At 54.0% G+C, this 15,646-nt stretch carries 15 protein-coding genes and 2 tRNA genes; 11 read left to right on the top strand and 6 right to left on the bottom strand.

The genetic code is table 11. The annotated features are described in order from the left end of the window. Positions 1 to 8 precede the first annotated feature (8 nt). Entirely contained in the window at positions 9 to 944 is a 936-nt protein-coding gene (locus PUP35_RS07600; RefSeq protein ID WP_274242499.1) for a PDR/VanB family oxidoreductase, read from the top strand. A 44-nt stretch (positions 945 to 988) separates the two neighbouring features. On the opposite strand, the gene PUP35_RS07595 is transcribed toward PUP35_RS07600, so the two are convergent. Continuing rightward, positions 989 to 1,076 (bottom strand) — tRNA-Ser (locus tag PUP35_RS07595). A 277-nt stretch (positions 1,077 to 1,353) separates the two neighbouring features. On the opposite strand from PUP35_RS07595, the gene PUP35_RS07590 reads away from it, so the two are divergent. From PUP35_RS07590 to PUP35_RS07565, 6 genes are all read left to right on the top strand, one after another. Beyond that, positions 1,354 to 2,490, top strand: coding sequence for a D-alanyl-lipoteichoic acid biosynthesis protein DltD (locus PUP35_RS07590; protein WP_115874670.1), 1,137 nt, complete (start codon positions 1,354 to 1,356; stop codon positions 2,488 to 2,490). Further along, positions 2,487 to 2,609, top strand: a complete 123-nt coding sequence (locus tag PUP35_RS07585) for a hypothetical protein (protein ID WP_256371422.1) — start codon at positions 2,487 to 2,489, stop codon at positions 2,607 to 2,609. The genes PUP35_RS07590 and PUP35_RS07585 overlap by 4 nt, the downstream gene beginning before the upstream one ends. A gap of 9 nt (positions 2,610 to 2,618) precedes the next feature. Beyond that, positions 2,619 to 3,737, top strand: coding sequence for an MBOAT family O-acyltransferase (locus PUP35_RS07580; protein ID WP_115874669.1), 1,119 nt, complete (start codon positions 2,619 to 2,621; stop codon positions 3,735 to 3,737). Next, on the top strand, positions 3,734 to 5,167 hold the full coding sequence (locus PUP35_RS07575) for an AMP-binding protein (protein WP_274242494.1): 1,434 nt from the start codon (positions 3,734 to 3,736) through the stop codon (positions 5,165 to 5,167). Before PUP35_RS07580 ends, PUP35_RS07575 begins: the two co-directional genes overlap by 4 nt. Before the next feature lie 17 nt (positions 5,168 to 5,184). Continuing rightward, positions 5,185 to 5,403, top strand: a complete 219-nt coding sequence (locus PUP35_RS07570) for an acyl carrier protein (protein WP_008499867.1) — start codon at positions 5,185 to 5,187, stop codon at positions 5,401 to 5,403. Positions 5,404 to 5,655: 252 nt separating this feature from the next. Continuing rightward, a complete protein-coding gene (locus PUP35_RS07565) occupies positions 5,656 to 6,492 on the top strand; it encodes an alpha/beta fold hydrolase (RefSeq protein ID WP_274242492.1) in 837 nt (278 codons plus the stop codon). 106 nt (positions 6,493 to 6,598) lie between these two features. Here PUP35_RS07565 and PUP35_RS07560 read toward each other — a convergent pair whose 3' ends face one another. From PUP35_RS07560 to PUP35_RS07550, 3 genes are all read right to left on the bottom strand, one after another. Next, positions 6,599 to 6,856: a YjhX family toxin gene (locus PUP35_RS07560; protein WP_149366295.1), complete on the bottom strand. Its 258-nt coding sequence runs from the start codon at positions 6,854 to 6,856 to the stop codon at positions 6,599 to 6,601. 291 nt (positions 6,857 to 7,147) lie between these two features. Continuing rightward, positions 7,148 to 7,235: transfer RNA gene (locus PUP35_RS07555), tRNA-Ser, on the bottom strand. Between the two features lie 144 nt (positions 7,236 to 7,379). Next, a complete protein-coding gene (locus tag PUP35_RS07550; protein WP_274242489.1) occupies positions 7,380 to 9,008 on the bottom strand; it encodes an ABC transporter substrate-binding protein in 1,629 nt (542 codons plus the stop codon). 270 nt (positions 9,009 to 9,278) lie between these two features. On the opposite strand from PUP35_RS07550, the gene yccA reads away from it, so the two are divergent. After that, positions 9,279 to 9,938, top strand: a complete 660-nt coding sequence (gene yccA, locus PUP35_RS07545; RefSeq protein WP_023335168.1) for an FtsH protease modulator YccA — start codon at positions 9,279 to 9,281, stop codon at positions 9,936 to 9,938. Positions 9,939 to 9,992: 54 nt separating this feature from the next. Here yccA and PUP35_RS07540 read toward each other — a convergent pair whose 3' ends face one another. Then, the gene (locus tag PUP35_RS07540; protein WP_111964528.1) at positions 9,993 to 10,469 is read right to left on the bottom strand and encodes a hypothetical protein; all 477 of its coding nucleotides are present in this window, start codon (positions 10,467 to 10,469) and stop codon (positions 9,993 to 9,995) included. Then, entirely contained in the window at positions 10,466 to 11,221 is a 756-nt protein-coding gene (locus tag PUP35_RS07535) for a winged helix-turn-helix domain-containing protein (RefSeq protein WP_111964529.1), read from the bottom strand. Before PUP35_RS07535 ends, PUP35_RS07540 begins: the two co-directional genes overlap by 4 nt. A 308-nt stretch (positions 11,222 to 11,529) precedes the next feature. Between PUP35_RS07535 and PUP35_RS07530 the strand changes: the two genes are divergently transcribed. The 3 genes from PUP35_RS07530 (at position 11,530) to PUP35_RS07520 (ending at position 15,645) form a co-directional block, all read left to right on the top strand. Then, the gene (locus PUP35_RS07530; RefSeq protein WP_111964530.1) at positions 11,530 to 12,273 is read left to right on the top strand and encodes a fimbrial protein; all 744 of its coding nucleotides are present in this window, start codon (positions 11,530 to 11,532) and stop codon (positions 12,271 to 12,273) included. A gap of 75 nt (positions 12,274 to 12,348) precedes the next feature. Beyond that, positions 12,349 to 12,855, top strand: a complete 507-nt coding sequence (locus tag PUP35_RS07525) for a CS1 type fimbrial major subunit (RefSeq protein WP_274242484.1) — start codon at positions 12,349 to 12,351, stop codon at positions 12,853 to 12,855. Positions 12,856 to 12,927: 72 nt separating this feature from the next. After that, complete coding sequence (locus PUP35_RS07520; protein WP_274242483.1) at positions 12,928 to 15,645, top strand: TcfC E-set like domain-containing protein; 2,718 nt, start codon at positions 12,928 to 12,930, stop codon at positions 15,643 to 15,645. The last annotated feature ends 1 nt before the right edge of the window (position 15,646 follow it).

Here is a 15,646-nt window from a genome sequence, read left to right as displayed (position 1 = left end):
AGGCCGATATGCTGAGCGTAATTGTTGACGGGCTGTGGCGTGAGGGCGACAAGAGCCTCGCCGTCAGGCTGGTGGCTGAAAACGGCGAAGCGCTGCCGGCGTGGCAGGCCGGCGCGCACGTTGATGTCCACCTGCCCTGCGGCGTGGTGCGCCAGTATTCACTGACCGGAGCATGTGGGGACGAGAGCTATCTTATTTGCGTGGGGCGTGAAACCGCCTCGCGCGGCGGGTCGCGCTACGTTCACGAGACGCTGCGTCCCGGGCAGAAGCTGATGATATCGGCCCCGCGCAACCTGTTTCCGCTTCAGCAGGCTGAGCGGGTTTTGCTGCTGGCGGCGGGCATTGGCATTACGCCGCTGTACGCGATGGCCCTGCAGCTGAAGGCGACCGGAACGCCGTTTACGCTGCACTATTACGTCAGAAACCGCGAAAGCGCGGCGTTTACGCGTGAACTCTCCCGGTTCGATGAGTGCCTCATTCATACCGCCAGCCCGCGCACAACGCTGGCAGAGCATCTCCCCGCGCCCGAGGCGGGGCTTCACGCCTGGATATGCGGACCGGCAGGGTTTATGGAAAAAGTGCGTGAGGTCGCGACGGCAAAAGGGTGGGATTACGCCCACCTTCACAGCGAGGCGTTTCAACCCGTTGCGCCCGCCGCAGGCGGTGAAACCGGGGAGATCTTCACGGTCAAACTGGCCTCCACGGGTGAGCGCTGGCCGGTGCCTGCGGATAAGACCATCGCCCAGGTATTACAGGAAAACGGGGTGGACATTCCGCTGTCATGCGAAATGGGGATCTGCGGCGCGTGCCTGACGCCGGTGATTGACGGCGTGGTGGATCACCGGGATAGCGTGCAGTCGGAGGCGGAAAAAAGCGCGACGAACCAGCAGGTGGCGCTGTGCTGTTCGCGAAGCCATTCCGGGGAGCTGGTGATTGGGCTGTAAAACGAAAAAACCCTGCGATATTGCTATCGCAGGGTTTTCGAATTTGGCGGAAGCGTAGAGATTCGAACTCTAGAACCCTTTCGGGTCGCCGGTTTTCAAGACCGGTGCCTTCAACCGCTCGGCCACGCTTCCAAAGTGAGGCGCACTATAAACATCTATTAGCGCCTTGTAAAGCAGGAATTTTTCTATTTTTCCCCACAGGCGTTTGACTGCGCAAAAAGTCACCCAAACGCTGACTTCACATCACTCTCCGCGACCTTGTACATACCGTAACATAGCAACGCTCATCGTTTTAAAACGCTCTGGTATAGAATGCCACAAAAATAAACGGTCATTTGTTGTGTAATTGTTATAAATCTGAGTAGCCACAGATTTAGAAATTACTGCCATGCAGTGTTACTGGTTGATGATGAAAATCAAAAATTCGCTTTGCTTACATATCCTGATGGCGACGCTGGCCATTTTGTTTCTCTGTGTTCACCCGCTGGTGACGAGTTTCGATCCGCCGCTCACCTTCCAGCCGCTGATTAAATCAATGGCGGGCACGCCTAAAGAACAGGCGGAAAAAATTGCCACTATTTCTCATGCCTTAGAAGGGAATGCTATTTTCTTCATTGGCGCGTCTGAGGTTGCCACCTCAGAAGATGAACATTACGCTGTATATAATTACTTTAATAAGCAATTACACAAACCTGTCGTGGCGTATGGCGATGCGTTTGTCGATGATGAAACGCAATTTTTACTATTCTCACGCTTTAAAAATAGCCTTAACGCAAACAGTAAAGTTGTTTTGCTGCTGGCGCCTGACAGCTTTTACTCAAAAGGGCTGCCACCGGCTATTTATGCCGATAATTTCCCCGGCTCTATTTTTAATCCACTGATGAAGGATCCGCAGGCGCGCCCGCTGCTGGTTAATTATTTAAAGCATATTGATAGTAAAGAAATAAGCCATTTAACCTTTGGCCAAATGCGCGTCTTTGGCTGGCATCCCGATCTGATCTGGGACGAGCTGAGCTTCCAGTTTGCGAATGTCTGTACCATGATAAAAAACGACTGGCTGTCGCTGCTCAACATTAGGCCCCAGACGGTTCAGACCTGGCCGCCGCAGCCAGCCACCCACATTATCCCTGACTGGGATAAAGAGCTGGCGAATGCCCGCGAGTTAAATAAAAAACGCCAGCAGAGCGCGGCCACCCTGTGGATGGACAAAACGATTTACGAAGAGGACGGTACGCGGCAACAGTGGGACGACACGCCGGTCGTGCCTGCGCAAATCGCCGCTTTCAGTAAAACCGTCCAGCTGCTGAAAGAACATCACGTGCAGGTGATTGCTATCGTCGACCCGGTTAACCCCTGGGCGCTTTACAACACCGATACCTTCCGCCCGGTTGATAAGCAAATTAAAACCATTCTGGAAAAGAACCAGATCCCCTATTTAGATATGTACGCCATGCCTTATCAGAATGGCTGGAACTGGGATCGTTTGCACCCTTCCGAACTGGCCTGGGTTCCTATGATTCGCTTTATTGCACAGAGTTTTAAATGATGAAAATTGCGATCCGTCTTTTTTTCCTTTATCTCCTGCTGGCGATTACCGTCGTCGCGTGGACCTCTGTCGATGACAGCATGAGTATGCAGCTGCATTTTGAATATCAAAAGTTCTGAGGCCGAATGATGTATAGCTCAGGAATGTTTTTTGTCTATTTGTTTTCATCCGCCCTGGCGTTTGCGCTGGTCAATCGCGTATTACGCCATCGCCTGACGTATTTATCGGCCTTATCCGTCCTGGCCGCATTAGGCTGGGGCTATATTTTTCAGGGTGATTACCGTGTTCCCGCGGTCGTTTTTTTTAGTTTTTACCTTGTCGCCGCGTTGAAAGAAAAAGGATGGTTAAAAACCTGGCAGGCGATTGTGTTAACGCTGCTTCCTTTATTTTTGGTGAAACTGCACGTTAATCACCATCTCGGCATGATCGGCCTCTCTTTTATGACGTTCCGCGCGGTGGACGTGCTGCTCTATCGCAGTAAAAAAGAAGGGCAGAATTTCCTGCACTATTTCTGCTATCTGTTTATGCCCTTTATTATTCTGGCGGGCCCAATGTACCGCTGGCGGACATGGATGAGCGACGTCAGCAAGCCCGTATTTGCCCTTACTCGCGAACAGTTTTTAGTGGCGCTGGAGCAAATCATTACCGGCATTGTCCAGAAGTTCCTGTTTGCGATGCTGGTTGACTCACTCGTCGTGCAGCCCTGGAGCCATAAGCCGTTTACGCTGACCGTGGGCGTGGTGATGTCGATTGCCTATAGCGCCTATCTGTACTTTGATTTTGCGGGATACAGCAATATGGCCATCGGCGCAGGCCGCCTGTTTGGACTCAACATTCCGGCAAACTTCAATATGCCGCTTCTGGCAAAGAACCCGCAGGATTTCTGGCGCCGCTTCCACATCAGCCTGTCTGAATGGCTGCGCGATGTGGTCTTTATGCCCGTTTATATGAACCTGATGAAGTTCAACTTTTTCCGTCAGAACAAAACGCTGGCGCAAAATATCGGTATTTTTTGCACCCTGTTCTGCATGGGGGCATGGAATGGCCTGGAACGCCATTACGTCATCAGCGGCGCGCTGTTTGGCGGCATTTCTGTCGCCCATAACATGCTGCTGTGGTCAGCCAAACGCAGCCCGACGTTACACCGCGGGTTGCAGTATCCGGCCGTTGCGTTTTTGGGACGCATTCTGACGCTGGGAAGCGCCGCGGGCTCCCTTTACATCTTTAGTGGAATGTCACCTCTATGAAAAATCACTCCGATCTTCAGGAAATGCACGATTTCTTGCGTGCGGCATTATGCGATCCCGCCTCCCCGCAGCAGCCGGCCATCAGCGGCAGCGACGAAGCCTTAAGCTGGCTGCAGCTTTCCGCGGCCGTGACGGACTGGGCGCAGCGCTATCAGCGTTGCCAGCCTGTTGCCGGTACGCCGGTCGTCTTGTACGGACACCAGCAGGCCGAGTTCGCCGTGGCGATTTATAGCTGCCTTCTGCACAACATTCCGTACATTCCGGTGGACTGCATTTACCCGCAGGAGCGCCTGCGGGAGATCTGCCATCTGGCCAGCGCCCCTTACTATTACGACGTCGCGACCCGGCAGTTCATCGCCACCGGAGAACCGGGTAAGGTGCTGGAGGAGCAGGATCTGGCCTATATCATGTTTACCTCAGGCAGCACCGGCAAGCCTAAAGGGGTGCAGATTGGACGTGAAAGCGTATGGCACTTCATGAAATGGGTCAGCCAGGACTTTTCGCTGCCGGAAAAACCGGTGCTGATGAACCACGCGGTTTTCAGTTTTGACCTCTCCCTGATCCCTTTGCTGGCGAATCTGGCGATGGGTGGACACATCGTGCTGAACGCCAAAGAAGACATTCAAAAAGAGAACTGGCTGGAGCGACTGAAAAGCAACGCCGTCTCCGCCTGGGTTTCCACCCCCTCTTTTGCTTACCAGCAGCTGCTTTCCCCGCAGTTTAACAGCGAGTATTTACCTGAACTCAACGTCTTTATCTTCATTGGTGAAGTGTTGAATAAAGCGCTGGTTAAACAGCTTCGCCGCCGCTTCCCGCAGGCGAAAATCATTAACTCCTATGGTCCAACGGAAGCAACCATCGCGACCACCGTGGTTGAAATCACGGATGAGATCCTGAACAGCGACAGCGCCGTGCTGCCGGTGGGGGTCATGATGCCTGAGAGCAGAATGGAAATTTCCGCTGAAGGCGAGCTGATTATCTGGGGTAAAAACGTCATGCGCGGCTACCTCGGCCTGCCGCAGGAGAACGCAGAAAAATTACTCCGTCGGGAAAATGAAGCATTTCGCGGTTACCGGACCGGCGATTTGGGCTATGAAGCGGAACTTATCTACTGCCAGGGCCGCAACGATAGCCAGGTCAAACTGAATGGCTACCGTATTGAAATCAACGAGATTGAAAACCGCCTGCTGGCCATGTCCGGCATCAACGAAGCGGTGGTTCTGCCGCTGATGAAATCCTGCGGCAGCGTGCTGCGCATTGCCGCGTTCTGCGTGACCGATATGGCGCCGGATACCATCAAAACGTCGCTTTCTAAGGTGGTTCCGCACTATATGGTGCCTTCACAAATTATCGTAAAAGACGCTTTGCCGCTGAATCCCAACGGCAAAATTGACCGCAAGCTGCTGGACGCTTACGCCCGCACAAATTAATGACTCCAGGAAAAATTATGGAACAAGAAATTCTCGCCCTGTTCGAAAAAGTGTTATCCCGTAAGGTGGGCTTTCACGATGAACTGATTGAATCCGACATTCTCGACTCCATCCTGGCGGTCGATATGGTGCTGGAAGTGCAGGACGTTTACGGCTGTATGATCCCGCCAACTGACGTAGCGACGGTGCTGAAAACCCCGGCTGACCTGGCCCGCTATATTGAAGAAAACCGCTAAACGCCCCTGCAGTTAATGCTGCCCTGAAGGCTCTGGAGGATCTCCCCAGAGCCTTTTTTCGTTCCCCCCTCCCGCCTGAAAGCAAAACGCTGCCTTTCACAGGAATGAAACCCACTGCTTTTACTATTTCACCTACACTTTAGGGGTACTGTCGGTACGGGAAACAGAAAAAAGCCAACTTAATTAAGGCATTAATGATTCGCTCTCCACCCGGGTTGCGATCGTTTTGCCTTTAACAGAGGAGTCTGCAGTATGGCATTCGTAACCACGAAAGACGGCGTCAACATTTACTACAAAGACTGGGGCCCCAAAGAGGCCCAGCCCATTGTCTTCCACCACGGTTGGCCGTTGAGTGCCGATGACTGGGATAACCAGATGCTCTTCTTCCTTGCTGAAGGCTATCGCGTTATCGCTATCGATCGCCGCGGTCACGGGCGTTCGGACCAGGTGAGTGAAGGACACGATATGGATCATTATGCGGCCGATGCGTCAGCCGTGGTTGAAAGCCTGGATCTGCGTAATGCCGTGCACGTCGGTCACTCCACAGGCGGCGGCCAGGTCGCCCGCTATGTTGCCCGGTACGGCCAACCGCAGGGGCGCGTTGCCAAAGCGGTGCTCGTCAGCTCTGTTCCGCCTCTCATGGTCAAAACGGAGACTAACCCCGGCGGAACGCCGATCGAGGTTTTCGATGGCTTCCGCAAAGCGCTGGCGGCTAACCGCGCCCAGTTTTACCTCGACGTCGCCAGCGGTCCTTTCTATGGTTTTAACCGTGAGGGAGCCGAGATTTCACACGGTACGATTCAGAACTGGTGGCGTCAGGGCATGATCGGCAGCGCCAAGGCCCACTATGAGGGGATTAAGGCATTTTCTGAAACCGATCAGACGGAAGATTTAAAAACCATCACGGTTCCCGTTCTGGTGATGCAGGGCGACGACGATCAGGTCGTGCCGTATAAGAATGCCGCCCTGCTGCAGGACAAGCTGCTGGCGAACAGCGTACTGAAAATTTATCCGGGCTTCCCGCACGGGATGCATACCACCCATGCGGATACTATCAACGCGGACATTCTGGCTTTCATTCGCCCATAACGCTGCGTTTCTTGCCGGGTGGTGCTGCGCTTACCCGGCCTACATTCCGCTACGATATCCAGTTCAATGCATGAACGCCACCCGAGGGTGGCGTTGTCTATTTCGCTTAGCGATTATCCAGCTGGGCGCGAACGTTGTTCAGCCCGGTGGTGTTGATCCGGTACGGCTGCCCGTTCACGGAGCGGATTAGCTTTTTGGTGCGGAGTTTTTTGAAGACGCTGAGCGTGCAGTCGCTCAGTATCAGCCCTTCACGGGTATAGCACTCTACGGACGTAACGCGGCCGGAACTGTCGCGGACGTGCACAATATGCCCACCTTTGGCGAGAACGTGTAAGGTACGTTGTTCCTGACGGGATAAATTCATACTGGAAAACCTGTGTAATCATCATGCGTAAAAACGAGCCCACACCCGCAGGTGCGTGCGTAAGGTTTAAGCGCAGCGATAACCAGTCCGTCCTGAAAAGGTCGGGAAACTGATTATCTGATGAAAACATTCTCCAGCATCAAAGCCTCGATGAGAGATGAAAAGGTATTTACGGGGGTGAATAATAGCGCCTGATTTTTGCGGGGAAATAACGGGGTCTTGAAAGTGTGAGGCGGATCGGTGAATCCAAAACAAAAACCCCAGGTTCACGAGTAACCTGGGGTTTATATCTGGCGGAAGCGCAGAGATTCGAACTCTGGAACCCTTTCGGGTCGCCGGTTTTCAAGACCGGTGCCTTCAACCGCTCGGCCACACTTCCTAAGTGAGGCGAACTATAAACACCTCACCGCGTGCTGTAAAGAGTGGCTGCACTCGTTCGCTGTAAAAATAGTCAAAACGTGTTTAAACGGTTGAACTGACGACACATCGACGATTTTATCAGCACAGTCTCCCGCACTCAGGCTTAGTGTTTTTTGATGTACATGTCTTTCGTGAAATAGTACCCCAGCTTATCCGGCGTAAACCCACCCACCCACGGTTTCACCAGGTGCGTACGGACGTAGTGATACACCGGAATGGCGGGCACATCGCGCCCCAGCAGATCTTCCGCCTGCTGGTAGAACTTACCCCGCTCTTCCGTTGTTTTGGCTTTTGCGGCATTCACCAGCGCCTGGTCGTATTCCGGATTACTGTACTGGCTGGTGTTTTCGCTGTCGCCGGTGCGGAAGGTGTTCAGGAAGGTCGCGGCATCGTCGTAATCGGCAATCCACGCGTACCGCACCGCGTCAAAGTTGTGGGTGTGCATGGTATCCAGCATGGTTTTCCACTCCTGATTTTGCAGCTTCGCCTCCACGCCGAGGTTCTTTTTCCACATGGAACTGGCGGCAATCGCGATGCGCTGGTGCGATTCAGAGGTGTTATAGAGCAGGTTGAAGCTCAGAGGGTGGCTTTCGTTGTACCCGGCCTCGTTGAGCAGTTTTTTCGCCTCAGCGATGCGCTTGTCCTGCGGCCAGCTGGCGTAGTCCGGGTTCTGAAGCTTAACGCCGCCAATATCCGGCTGGCTGATGAGCCAGGCCGGGCGCTGCCCCTGCCCTAACACTTTTCCAGCAATGATGTCTTTATCGAGCGCCATGTTCAGCGCCTTACGTACGCGGGCGTCGTTGAACGGCGGTCGGGTGGTATTGAATTCGTAGTAATAGGTCGCCAGCTGCGGAGAGACATCCAGCTGGCTGCCCAGAGTCTTCTTAAGCTGGGCAAACTGGTTGATCGGCACCGTGTACACGATATCAATTTCACCCGCTTTATAGCGGTTCACATCCGCGGCTTCGGAGGTGATAGGCAGATAGGTCACCTTGTTAATCAAGGTATGGTCATTATCCCAGTAGCGCGGGTTACGCTCCGCCACGATGCGTTCGTTGACCACCCACTGCGAAAGCTTATACGCCCCGCTGGTGACGATATGTTCAGGCTTGGTCCACTTGTCGCCAAAGCGGCTAATCAGCACTTTATCCACCGGCACCAGCGACGGGTGCGCCAGCATCGCGAGGAACGCCGCGTTAGGCTGCGTCAATGTCACTTCCAGGGTGGTGTCGTTAATGGCTTTCACGCCCAGCGTATCGGTGGCTTTTTTCCCTTGAGCGATATCCGCACCATTTACGATGTGCATGTTGCCTGGATAGCTGGCATACGGTGAAGCGGTTTTAGGATCAACCAGACGCTGCCAGCTCCAGACCACATCTTCCGCGGTGATGGCAGTGCCGTCGCTCCAGGTGATGCCCGGGCGCAGATGGAACGTCCAGACGGTGTTGTCCTTGTTCTCCCATTTTTCCGCCAGCCGGGGCTGAACTTCACCCGACGGGGAAACGCTGACCAGCCCGTCGAATAAATCACTGATAATATTGAATTCGACGTCGCTTTCGACTTTATGCGGGTCGAGCGAAGCGGGCTCATTACCGTTGTTCCTGACCAGTTCCTGCTTATCGGCCAGCTGCGTTCCTGCCGGCACGTTAGCCGCCCAGGTAGCCGTGCTGGCGCACAGGATCCCGGCGGTAATTAAAGAGAGCGTAAAGCGCGTGCGTGTTTGTGGTTTCATGTCCTTCGCCTTATTGTCTGTTTTCGTGACGATCCGGAAATAACTCTTAGCGGCCTTATGGTAATAACGCAATAATTTTCAGTAACCTATAAGAGGTTGATCTGATTAATCGCGTCAAACCGCTGTTCACACTGGTGAAATGTATTTATGCAGAAGAAACAACCAGCTCCAGCGCTAACCTGCTGAGTAAAGATGGGTAAAACCACTTTGAGACTGGCGCCCCGTTTCCTATTCTTTCCGTTAATTACATCTGTCATAAGAGAGTGACTCATGGATCGTATAATTACTTCCTCACGCGACCGTACATCGCTACTCAGCACCCACAAGGTGCTGCGCAATACCTATTTCATGCTCAGCCTGACGCTGGCGTTTTCAGCGATCACCGCCACCGCCAGCACAGTGCTGATGCTGCCGTCTCCGGGGCTCATTCTGACGCTGGTGGGTATGTACGGTCTGATGTTCCTGACCTACAAAACCGCTGACAAACCGGTCGGTATTCTGTCGGCGTTTGCCTTCACCGGCTTCCTGGGCTACATCCTGGGACCGATGCTGAACGCGTATCTGTCTGCCGGTATGGGCGACCTTATCGGCATGGCGCTGGGCGGTACCGCGCTGGTATTCTTCTGCTGCTCGGCCTACGTGCTGACCACCCGTAAGGACATGTCCTTCCTCGGCGGTATGCTGATGGCGGGTGTTGTTGTGGTGCTGGTGGGCATGGTGGCTAACATCTTCCTGCAGCTGCCTGCCCTGCACCTGGCGATCAGCGCCGTGTTTATTCTGATTTCTTCCGGCGCGATCCTGTTTGAAACCAGCAACATCATTCGCGGCGGTGAGACGAACTATATCCGCGCCACCGTGAGCCTTTACGTGTCGCTGTACAACATCTTCGTCAGCCTGTTGAGCATCCTGGGCTTCGCCAGCCGCGATTAAGCACAACGGATATTAAAAAGGAGAATGCCTCTGGCATTCTCCTTTTTTTATGCCCTACTCACCCCGGCAAATATAGGTGGGGTAACGCCGGTCCTGAATCAGCCACACGGATGGCGAGAGTTCAGAGATCGTGAGGTAATAACGTGCGGTAGGACTGGCAAAGCTCCCCCACTGTGCATCAGGCGTATTGTCATTGTGCCGACGCCAGGTTTCGGTGTAGCTCAATACAATGACCTTATCGTCGTCCCGCTGCTGCCAGGTAAAGTCCACGTCCCTGTCAACGATCATATTTTGCCCGTCAGCCCTTGCCGCGCCTTTATAGGTAGTTACCCCTGTACCATCCCGGTGAAAATAGAACTGAGCAACGGTATTGACCTTTACTTCGCTGGCTTTTCCCTCATTGCGCGTGAAGTTAAATTCAGTGCTGCAGGCCAGCACATCCTTTTTAAACACACAGCCGGAATAGTAAAATAGCGCCAGGGCACTGCCGACCAATGCGCCACCCAGCCCAAAAAGAAGTTTTATTTTCATTTTTGTGCCCCACTTTTATAACGGATGGTTTTGCACAGGCTGGATTTACTGACCGGGCAAGCGCCAATGAACACCTCATCTGCAGTGGCAATAGAAAAACGGGCGCTGAAATAATAAATGTCGTATTCCTCACGTTCGCACGCCACGTTATTGGCCGTCAGCCGCTCCGCTAATTTCGATAACACCAGCGGTCTTCCGTGATCGTTGATAATCCAGATGCTGCAACGCGCGATTTTCTCCTTAACCGGCATGAGTTTCGCCGGGACGAATATCCCCTGCTGTCGGCTAAAGCAGAAGCTCGCTCCCAATACAGCGACAATCAATACGGCAGGAATCCCCCACCTTTTCAGGGAAGCGGGTCGCCGCTTTTCCTGTTGCGGTGCAGACGGAGGCTGCGGCTCGGCGGTTTGAATATTCTCTCCAGGCTGAAAAATCACATCGGCCTCAAAGCGAAACCCATAACGGGGCACGGTTACGATAAATTCATACCTCTCTCCCAGCGCCTGGAAGCTTTTCCGTAATTCGCTCACCGCTTTATTGAGATTATTTCCCGATGGCGTAAAGCCAAACTCCTCCCACACGCGGGTAATCAATTCCTCCCGACTCAGGTCGTGCCCTTTGTGTTTAATAAATTCCTGTAAGAGGCGAACGGCGGGTGCCGAAAGCGTTAATACAGATTCCGGTTGTCCAACAAGACTTATTGCATGTGCTTCAGGATCAAATAACAACGAATTATTGCATATAAAAAACATCTTTTATTCTCGGCTGTTACCGCATGCTTTTTAATCCCTGGTACATCGACATGAAAATCGCCTCCCGATCTGCTTATTTTTTCATCAGAAGGAATTTTCTCTCCATCCCTGGTGGCGGTATTTTCGCTTAACTATACAACCTTAAAGCCAGAAAAGCAGGATAAAAAACTGTATGTAACGAGTTAATTAATACAAATTTTCACAAACCGCTGTTCTGGTTAAAGTTTCCCTGCCCTGAAGCGATACGTTAGCAGAGGGTGTCCCGTTGTGAATGCTCCGGGAATGAACTCAACGCAGGCGGACCGAAAGTGAAACAGAAAAAAAATGTGAATAAGACAACTGCCTTTTATATCGCTGCGCTGTCACTGCCATTTTTCTCAGAAATGGCACTCGCCAATATGAGCGTGTATCCCATGGAACTTAACGTGGATAAGTCCGGTGCGGCGCAAATTAAGGTGGCGTCAAAAACGGATGATATTCAGTTCATTCGGGTGAGGCAAAAGAAAATTCTTAATCCCGGCACGGCCCAGGAAAAAGAGATTGATGTGGCCTCGTGGAAAGAAGGCGGTGTTGTTGTCACACCGGAAAAATTCGCCCTTGCGGCAGGTGCAATGCGAGTGGTTCGTCTGGTATCGCTTACGCCCCCGGAAAAAGAGACGACCTGGCGCGTCTATTTTGAAGGAGTAAAGCAGCCTGACAGCATTATTCCGGGCAAGGCAGAAAGCCCTGCGGCGACGGCAAGACTGGGCGTCAATGTGATCTGGGGCGCCCTGATCCATCTCGCACCGGAAAAAAGTGTGGTTTCACTGACGATAGACCCTCGCAGGGGCACGTTAAAAAACAACGGCACGTTGCGCGTGCCGCTGAGAGAGATCGGTATTTGTAACGCAGATTCGTCGTGTAAATGGGTTAAAGAAGACGCGACGATTTATCCGGACACCGAACGGAAATTAAAAACGCTCACAAAGACACAAGGCCAGAAATATAAATTCCGCTACTTCAACTGGGTGAATAAAACCGCTGAAGAAGCTGATTTACCCGTCGTGCAATAACACGACGTCACCGTAAAGACCCCAAAGGGTTTGTTTAAAGAGCCAGGGTGCTCATTTGTAAATATGGAGATATCAATGCGTAAGTACTTTAAACCTTTAATGATTGTTGCCGCGATGACCACGTCCGTTAGCGCGCTGGCGATTCAAAAAGATATTACCGTCAACGCCAGCGTTGATTCACAGCTGGATATGACCCAGGCCGATAACACGCCGCTGCCGGCAAGCATCGATATGCAGTACCTGCCTGGCCGCGGTCTGGAAAGCTATCGTCTGAATACCAAGGTGTGGTCTAACTCCGCCACCAGCAACGTGAAAATCCGTCTGGTGAGCGCCGCGAAGCTGGCGAATGCCGACGGCGCTGAGACCATCCCAATGACGGTGAAGCTGGGCGATAAAACCCTCTCTACCGCAGATGTTGAATACACCGGTACCGAACTGTTCCCGGGAAGCATCGAAAACGGTTCAGCGGTACTTCCGCTGACCATTTCCCAGACCACCAAAGGCATTCTGAAAACCGGTCAGTACAGCGGCGTTGTCAGCCTGATGCTGACGCAGGCGACTACCACGGAAGGCGGTGCGTAACACCACAGCACCTAAGGAATAACGTCAGAGGGTGCCCACCCTCTGACGTCAGGATGATGTCGAGGCTCGTTCATGGCGTTTCACAGAAATACCCTCCTCTTTGTTGCTTTGTTACCCGCTTCCATCCAACTCGCCTGCGCCGGGATGGCCGTCCCGGCAGGTTTTGAAGATCTGGCGAAAACGCAGCGCCTGTGGACAGAGGTCAACCTCTACGGCGAGTCGCTTGGACTTTTTGAAACGGATATCACCCTTGAAACGGTGAGCTTTGTCGCACCTGAAACCGTGGTTGCGGCCATCAAACGACGGTTCAATGACGCCCCTGCACTCGTTGCCACCGTGTCTGCCGCGCTGGCCGTTCCGCTTGCCCGTAACGGCAACCTGGCCTGCAGCAGCAACGGCTCCGCAGCAGGCTGCGATTACATTGATACCGACCGCGCGGCCATTATCTATGACGAGAATAACGCCCGCATTAGCCTGTTTTTGGACAAGAAATTTCTGCCTAAAGCCATCGCGGAAAATCAGTGGTATCAGCCCACGCAGGACACTGAAAATGCGCTGATCCATCAGCAGAACATTAACTTCGTTGCCGACAGGGATTATCAGTCGGCTACCGTGCAGGGCAACGGCGCGCTGGCGCTCACGCAGGACGGCTATGTTAATCTCGACTGGACCTGGCTGGGACAGCGTTCACGGCGTCAGCAGCAGCAGGAGATAACCGTCAACAACGCCTGGTTCCGCCAGGATATCTTGCGTCAGTACTATGTCCAGCTAGGCGAGATGGATACCCGCGATCTGTTCAGTAATGCTGGCGGAAATATTAACCTCAGCCAGCTGCCGCTGGGCAAAATTCGCGGCCTGCGCACGGGATCGACAAGGGCGTGGATAAATCCGGTTCAGCAGTCGAAGGGAACCCCTGTTACCGTGCTACTTTCCCATGACGCGCGTATCGACGCCCGCCGGGGCAATCAGCTTCTGGCGAGCTTTTATCTGAATGCCGGGGCGCAAACCCTGGACACGCGATCGTTCCCGGACGGGAGCTACACCGTGACGCTCTCCATCTATGAAAATAACCGGCTGACGCGCACCGAGCAGGTGCCGTTTACCCGAACCGGCATTACGCCATTCGACCGCGTCGAGTGGTTCCTGCAGGCGGGCGAAACCGACAACAGCGAACAAAACGAAGAACGCCGTGCGGTTGCGCAGGCGGGCGTACGCCTGCCCCTGACCCCGTCGCTGGCGCTGACCAGCGGCGCAACGTTCAAGAAAAACCAGCGTTTCCTGGAAAATGCGATCGACTGGAGCCGGGGCTTCAACGCGGGCCCGATCGATGGCGTGCTGAGTACCCGGTTTAGCTACCTTTACGGCAGCGAAGGCCAGCGAGGCAATATCCAGCAAATCAGCTACAACGACGGTTTTTCACTTAGCCTCTATCGCAACGCGCTATCAGCGGAAAACTGCAACACCCGAAGTACAGGGTTTGATGCCGTGAACGGCTGTTATCGCACCCTCTCGGTGATGTTCTCCGTCCCGGTCGGCGCCTGGTATGCGAGCCTGGGGTATTCGGATAACCGCAACGAAGGACGGTACGTTTCACGTCGGGAGCTCCCGGACAGCGACGATCGCCACGATGCGGGTTTGCCGTGGGAATCAGTCTATATGACCCGCTCGCGTACGCGGGCCTGGCAGGGTGGCCTGAGCAAGGCCTTCAGCACCCATGGTCTGAACATTAACAGCAGCATTAACCTGTTCATGCGTAACGATGACTCACGCGAAGGCAGGGATAAAGGCGGCTACCTGAGCGTGAGCCTGTCCATGACGCATAACCGTCAGGGCGATGCATCAAGCTACACCTCTCTGGGCGCGACATGGCAGCACCAGCAACGTGAAAAAAACCAGCTGAGCTACAGCGTGGCGCATAACTGGTATGCCGATGCCCGCGGCGAAAATGAGTACGGCCTTAGCGCATCGGGCATTAACAGCGACTCGCTGAATACCTCAGCCTATACGCGCCAGGGCGGGCGATATGGCAACGGCAGTCTTACCGTCAGCGACGCCTGGGATCGTCAGGATCGGCGCCATACGCTGAGCAGCAGCGGCAACTACAGCTCGACCCTTGCGCTGTCGCGTTCTGGCCTGTGGCTGGGCCGCTGGAGCGACGGTCGCCCTGCTTCCGCCGTCGCGGTGAACGTGACCACGCCGGAAGATGCTCAGGATCCGCGCGTGGCCGTGTCGCTGGATAACGGCGGCAGCGCAGATATTCCGGGCAATAGCCGCGCCCTCTTCGCGGTGCCGGGCTATCAGCAGACAACGTTGACGGTTAACGAATCGCTGGATGTCTCACGAGGAGCCAGCAGTGAAATCACGCAAGGATCGGGCAGCAGAACGCTGTTTATGGTGCCTGGCAAACTGCTGCGCCGGGAGGTGCAAACCACCGCAAGCTACACCTGGCTCGGCCAGTTAACCGACGAGCGTCATTCGCCGTTTATCGGCGGCGTGCCGCTGAACGTGAACGGCTGGAGCGACCTTGGCAACGGCGGGTTTAGCGCCCAAAGCGACGCCCTGCTGCATAACCTCTACCTGGTGCGTCAGCAGCAGTTTTATCAGTGTGCGCTGAACGTGAAGAGTATGCGCGACGTGGTGCGTTACGTCGGGTCGATCCCCTGTAAGGAGTTAACCTTCTCCGCCCTGCCGGATGCCGTCCAGCAGCAGGCACAGCTGATGCTGGCCGGACGGTCGGTTCCTGCTGGCCCGACTGCCATGAACACCGATAGCCTCACAAAAGGGAAATGAT

The organism is Enterobacter sp. S-33 (assembly GCF_028735835.1).
GTDB classification, from domain to species: domain Bacteria; phylum Pseudomonadota; class Gammaproteobacteria; order Enterobacterales; family Enterobacteriaceae; genus Enterobacter; species Enterobacter vonholyi.
Note: the sequence above shows the minus strand (reverse complement) of the source record. Positions and strands in the feature narration are given on the sequence as shown.

Excerpts from the sequence above, each read along its gene's own strand:
- PUP35_RS07600 (WP_274242499.1), top strand. The coding sequence starts at position 9 with ATGCTGAGCGTAATTGTTGACGGGCTGTGGCGTGAGGGCGACAAGAGC.
- PUP35_RS07590 (WP_115874670.1), top strand. The coding sequence starts at position 1,354 with ATGAAAATCAAAAATTCGCTTTGCTTACATATCCTGATGGCGACGCTG.
- PUP35_RS07585 (WP_256371422.1), top strand. The coding sequence starts at position 2,487 with ATGATGAAAATTGCGATCCGTCTTTTTTTCCTTTATCTCCTGCTGGCG.
- PUP35_RS07580 (WP_115874669.1), top strand. The coding sequence starts at position 2,619 with ATGTATAGCTCAGGAATGTTTTTTGTCTATTTGTTTTCATCCGCCCTG.
- PUP35_RS07575 (WP_274242494.1), top strand. The coding sequence starts at position 3,734 with ATGAAAAATCACTCCGATCTTCAGGAAATGCACGATTTCTTGCGTGCG.
- PUP35_RS07570 (WP_008499867.1), top strand. The coding sequence starts at position 5,185 with ATGGAACAAGAAATTCTCGCCCTGTTCGAAAAAGTGTTATCCCGTAAG.
- PUP35_RS07565 (WP_274242492.1), top strand. The coding sequence starts at position 5,656 with ATGGCATTCGTAACCACGAAAGACGGCGTCAACATTTACTACAAAGAC.
- PUP35_RS07560 (WP_149366295.1), bottom strand. The coding sequence starts at position 6,856 with ATGAATTTATCCCGTCAGGAACAACGTACCTTACACGTTCTCGCCAAA.
- PUP35_RS07550 (WP_274242489.1), bottom strand. The coding sequence starts at position 9,008 with ATGAAACCACAAACACGCACGCGCTTTACGCTCTCTTTAATTACCGCC.
- yccA (WP_023335168.1), top strand. The coding sequence starts at position 9,279 with ATGGATCGTATAATTACTTCCTCACGCGACCGTACATCGCTACTCAGC.
- PUP35_RS07540 (WP_111964528.1), bottom strand. The coding sequence starts at position 10,469 with ATGAAAATAAAACTTCTTTTTGGGCTGGGTGGCGCATTGGTCGGCAGT.
- PUP35_RS07535 (WP_111964529.1), bottom strand. The coding sequence starts at position 11,221 with ATGTTTTTTATATGCAATAATTCGTTGTTATTTGATCCTGAAGCACAT.
- PUP35_RS07525 (WP_274242484.1), top strand. The coding sequence starts at position 12,349 with ATGCGTAAGTACTTTAAACCTTTAATGATTGTTGCCGCGATGACCACG.
- PUP35_RS07520 (WP_274242483.1), top strand. The coding sequence starts at position 12,928 with ATGGCGTTTCACAGAAATACCCTCCTCTTTGTTGCTTTGTTACCCGCT.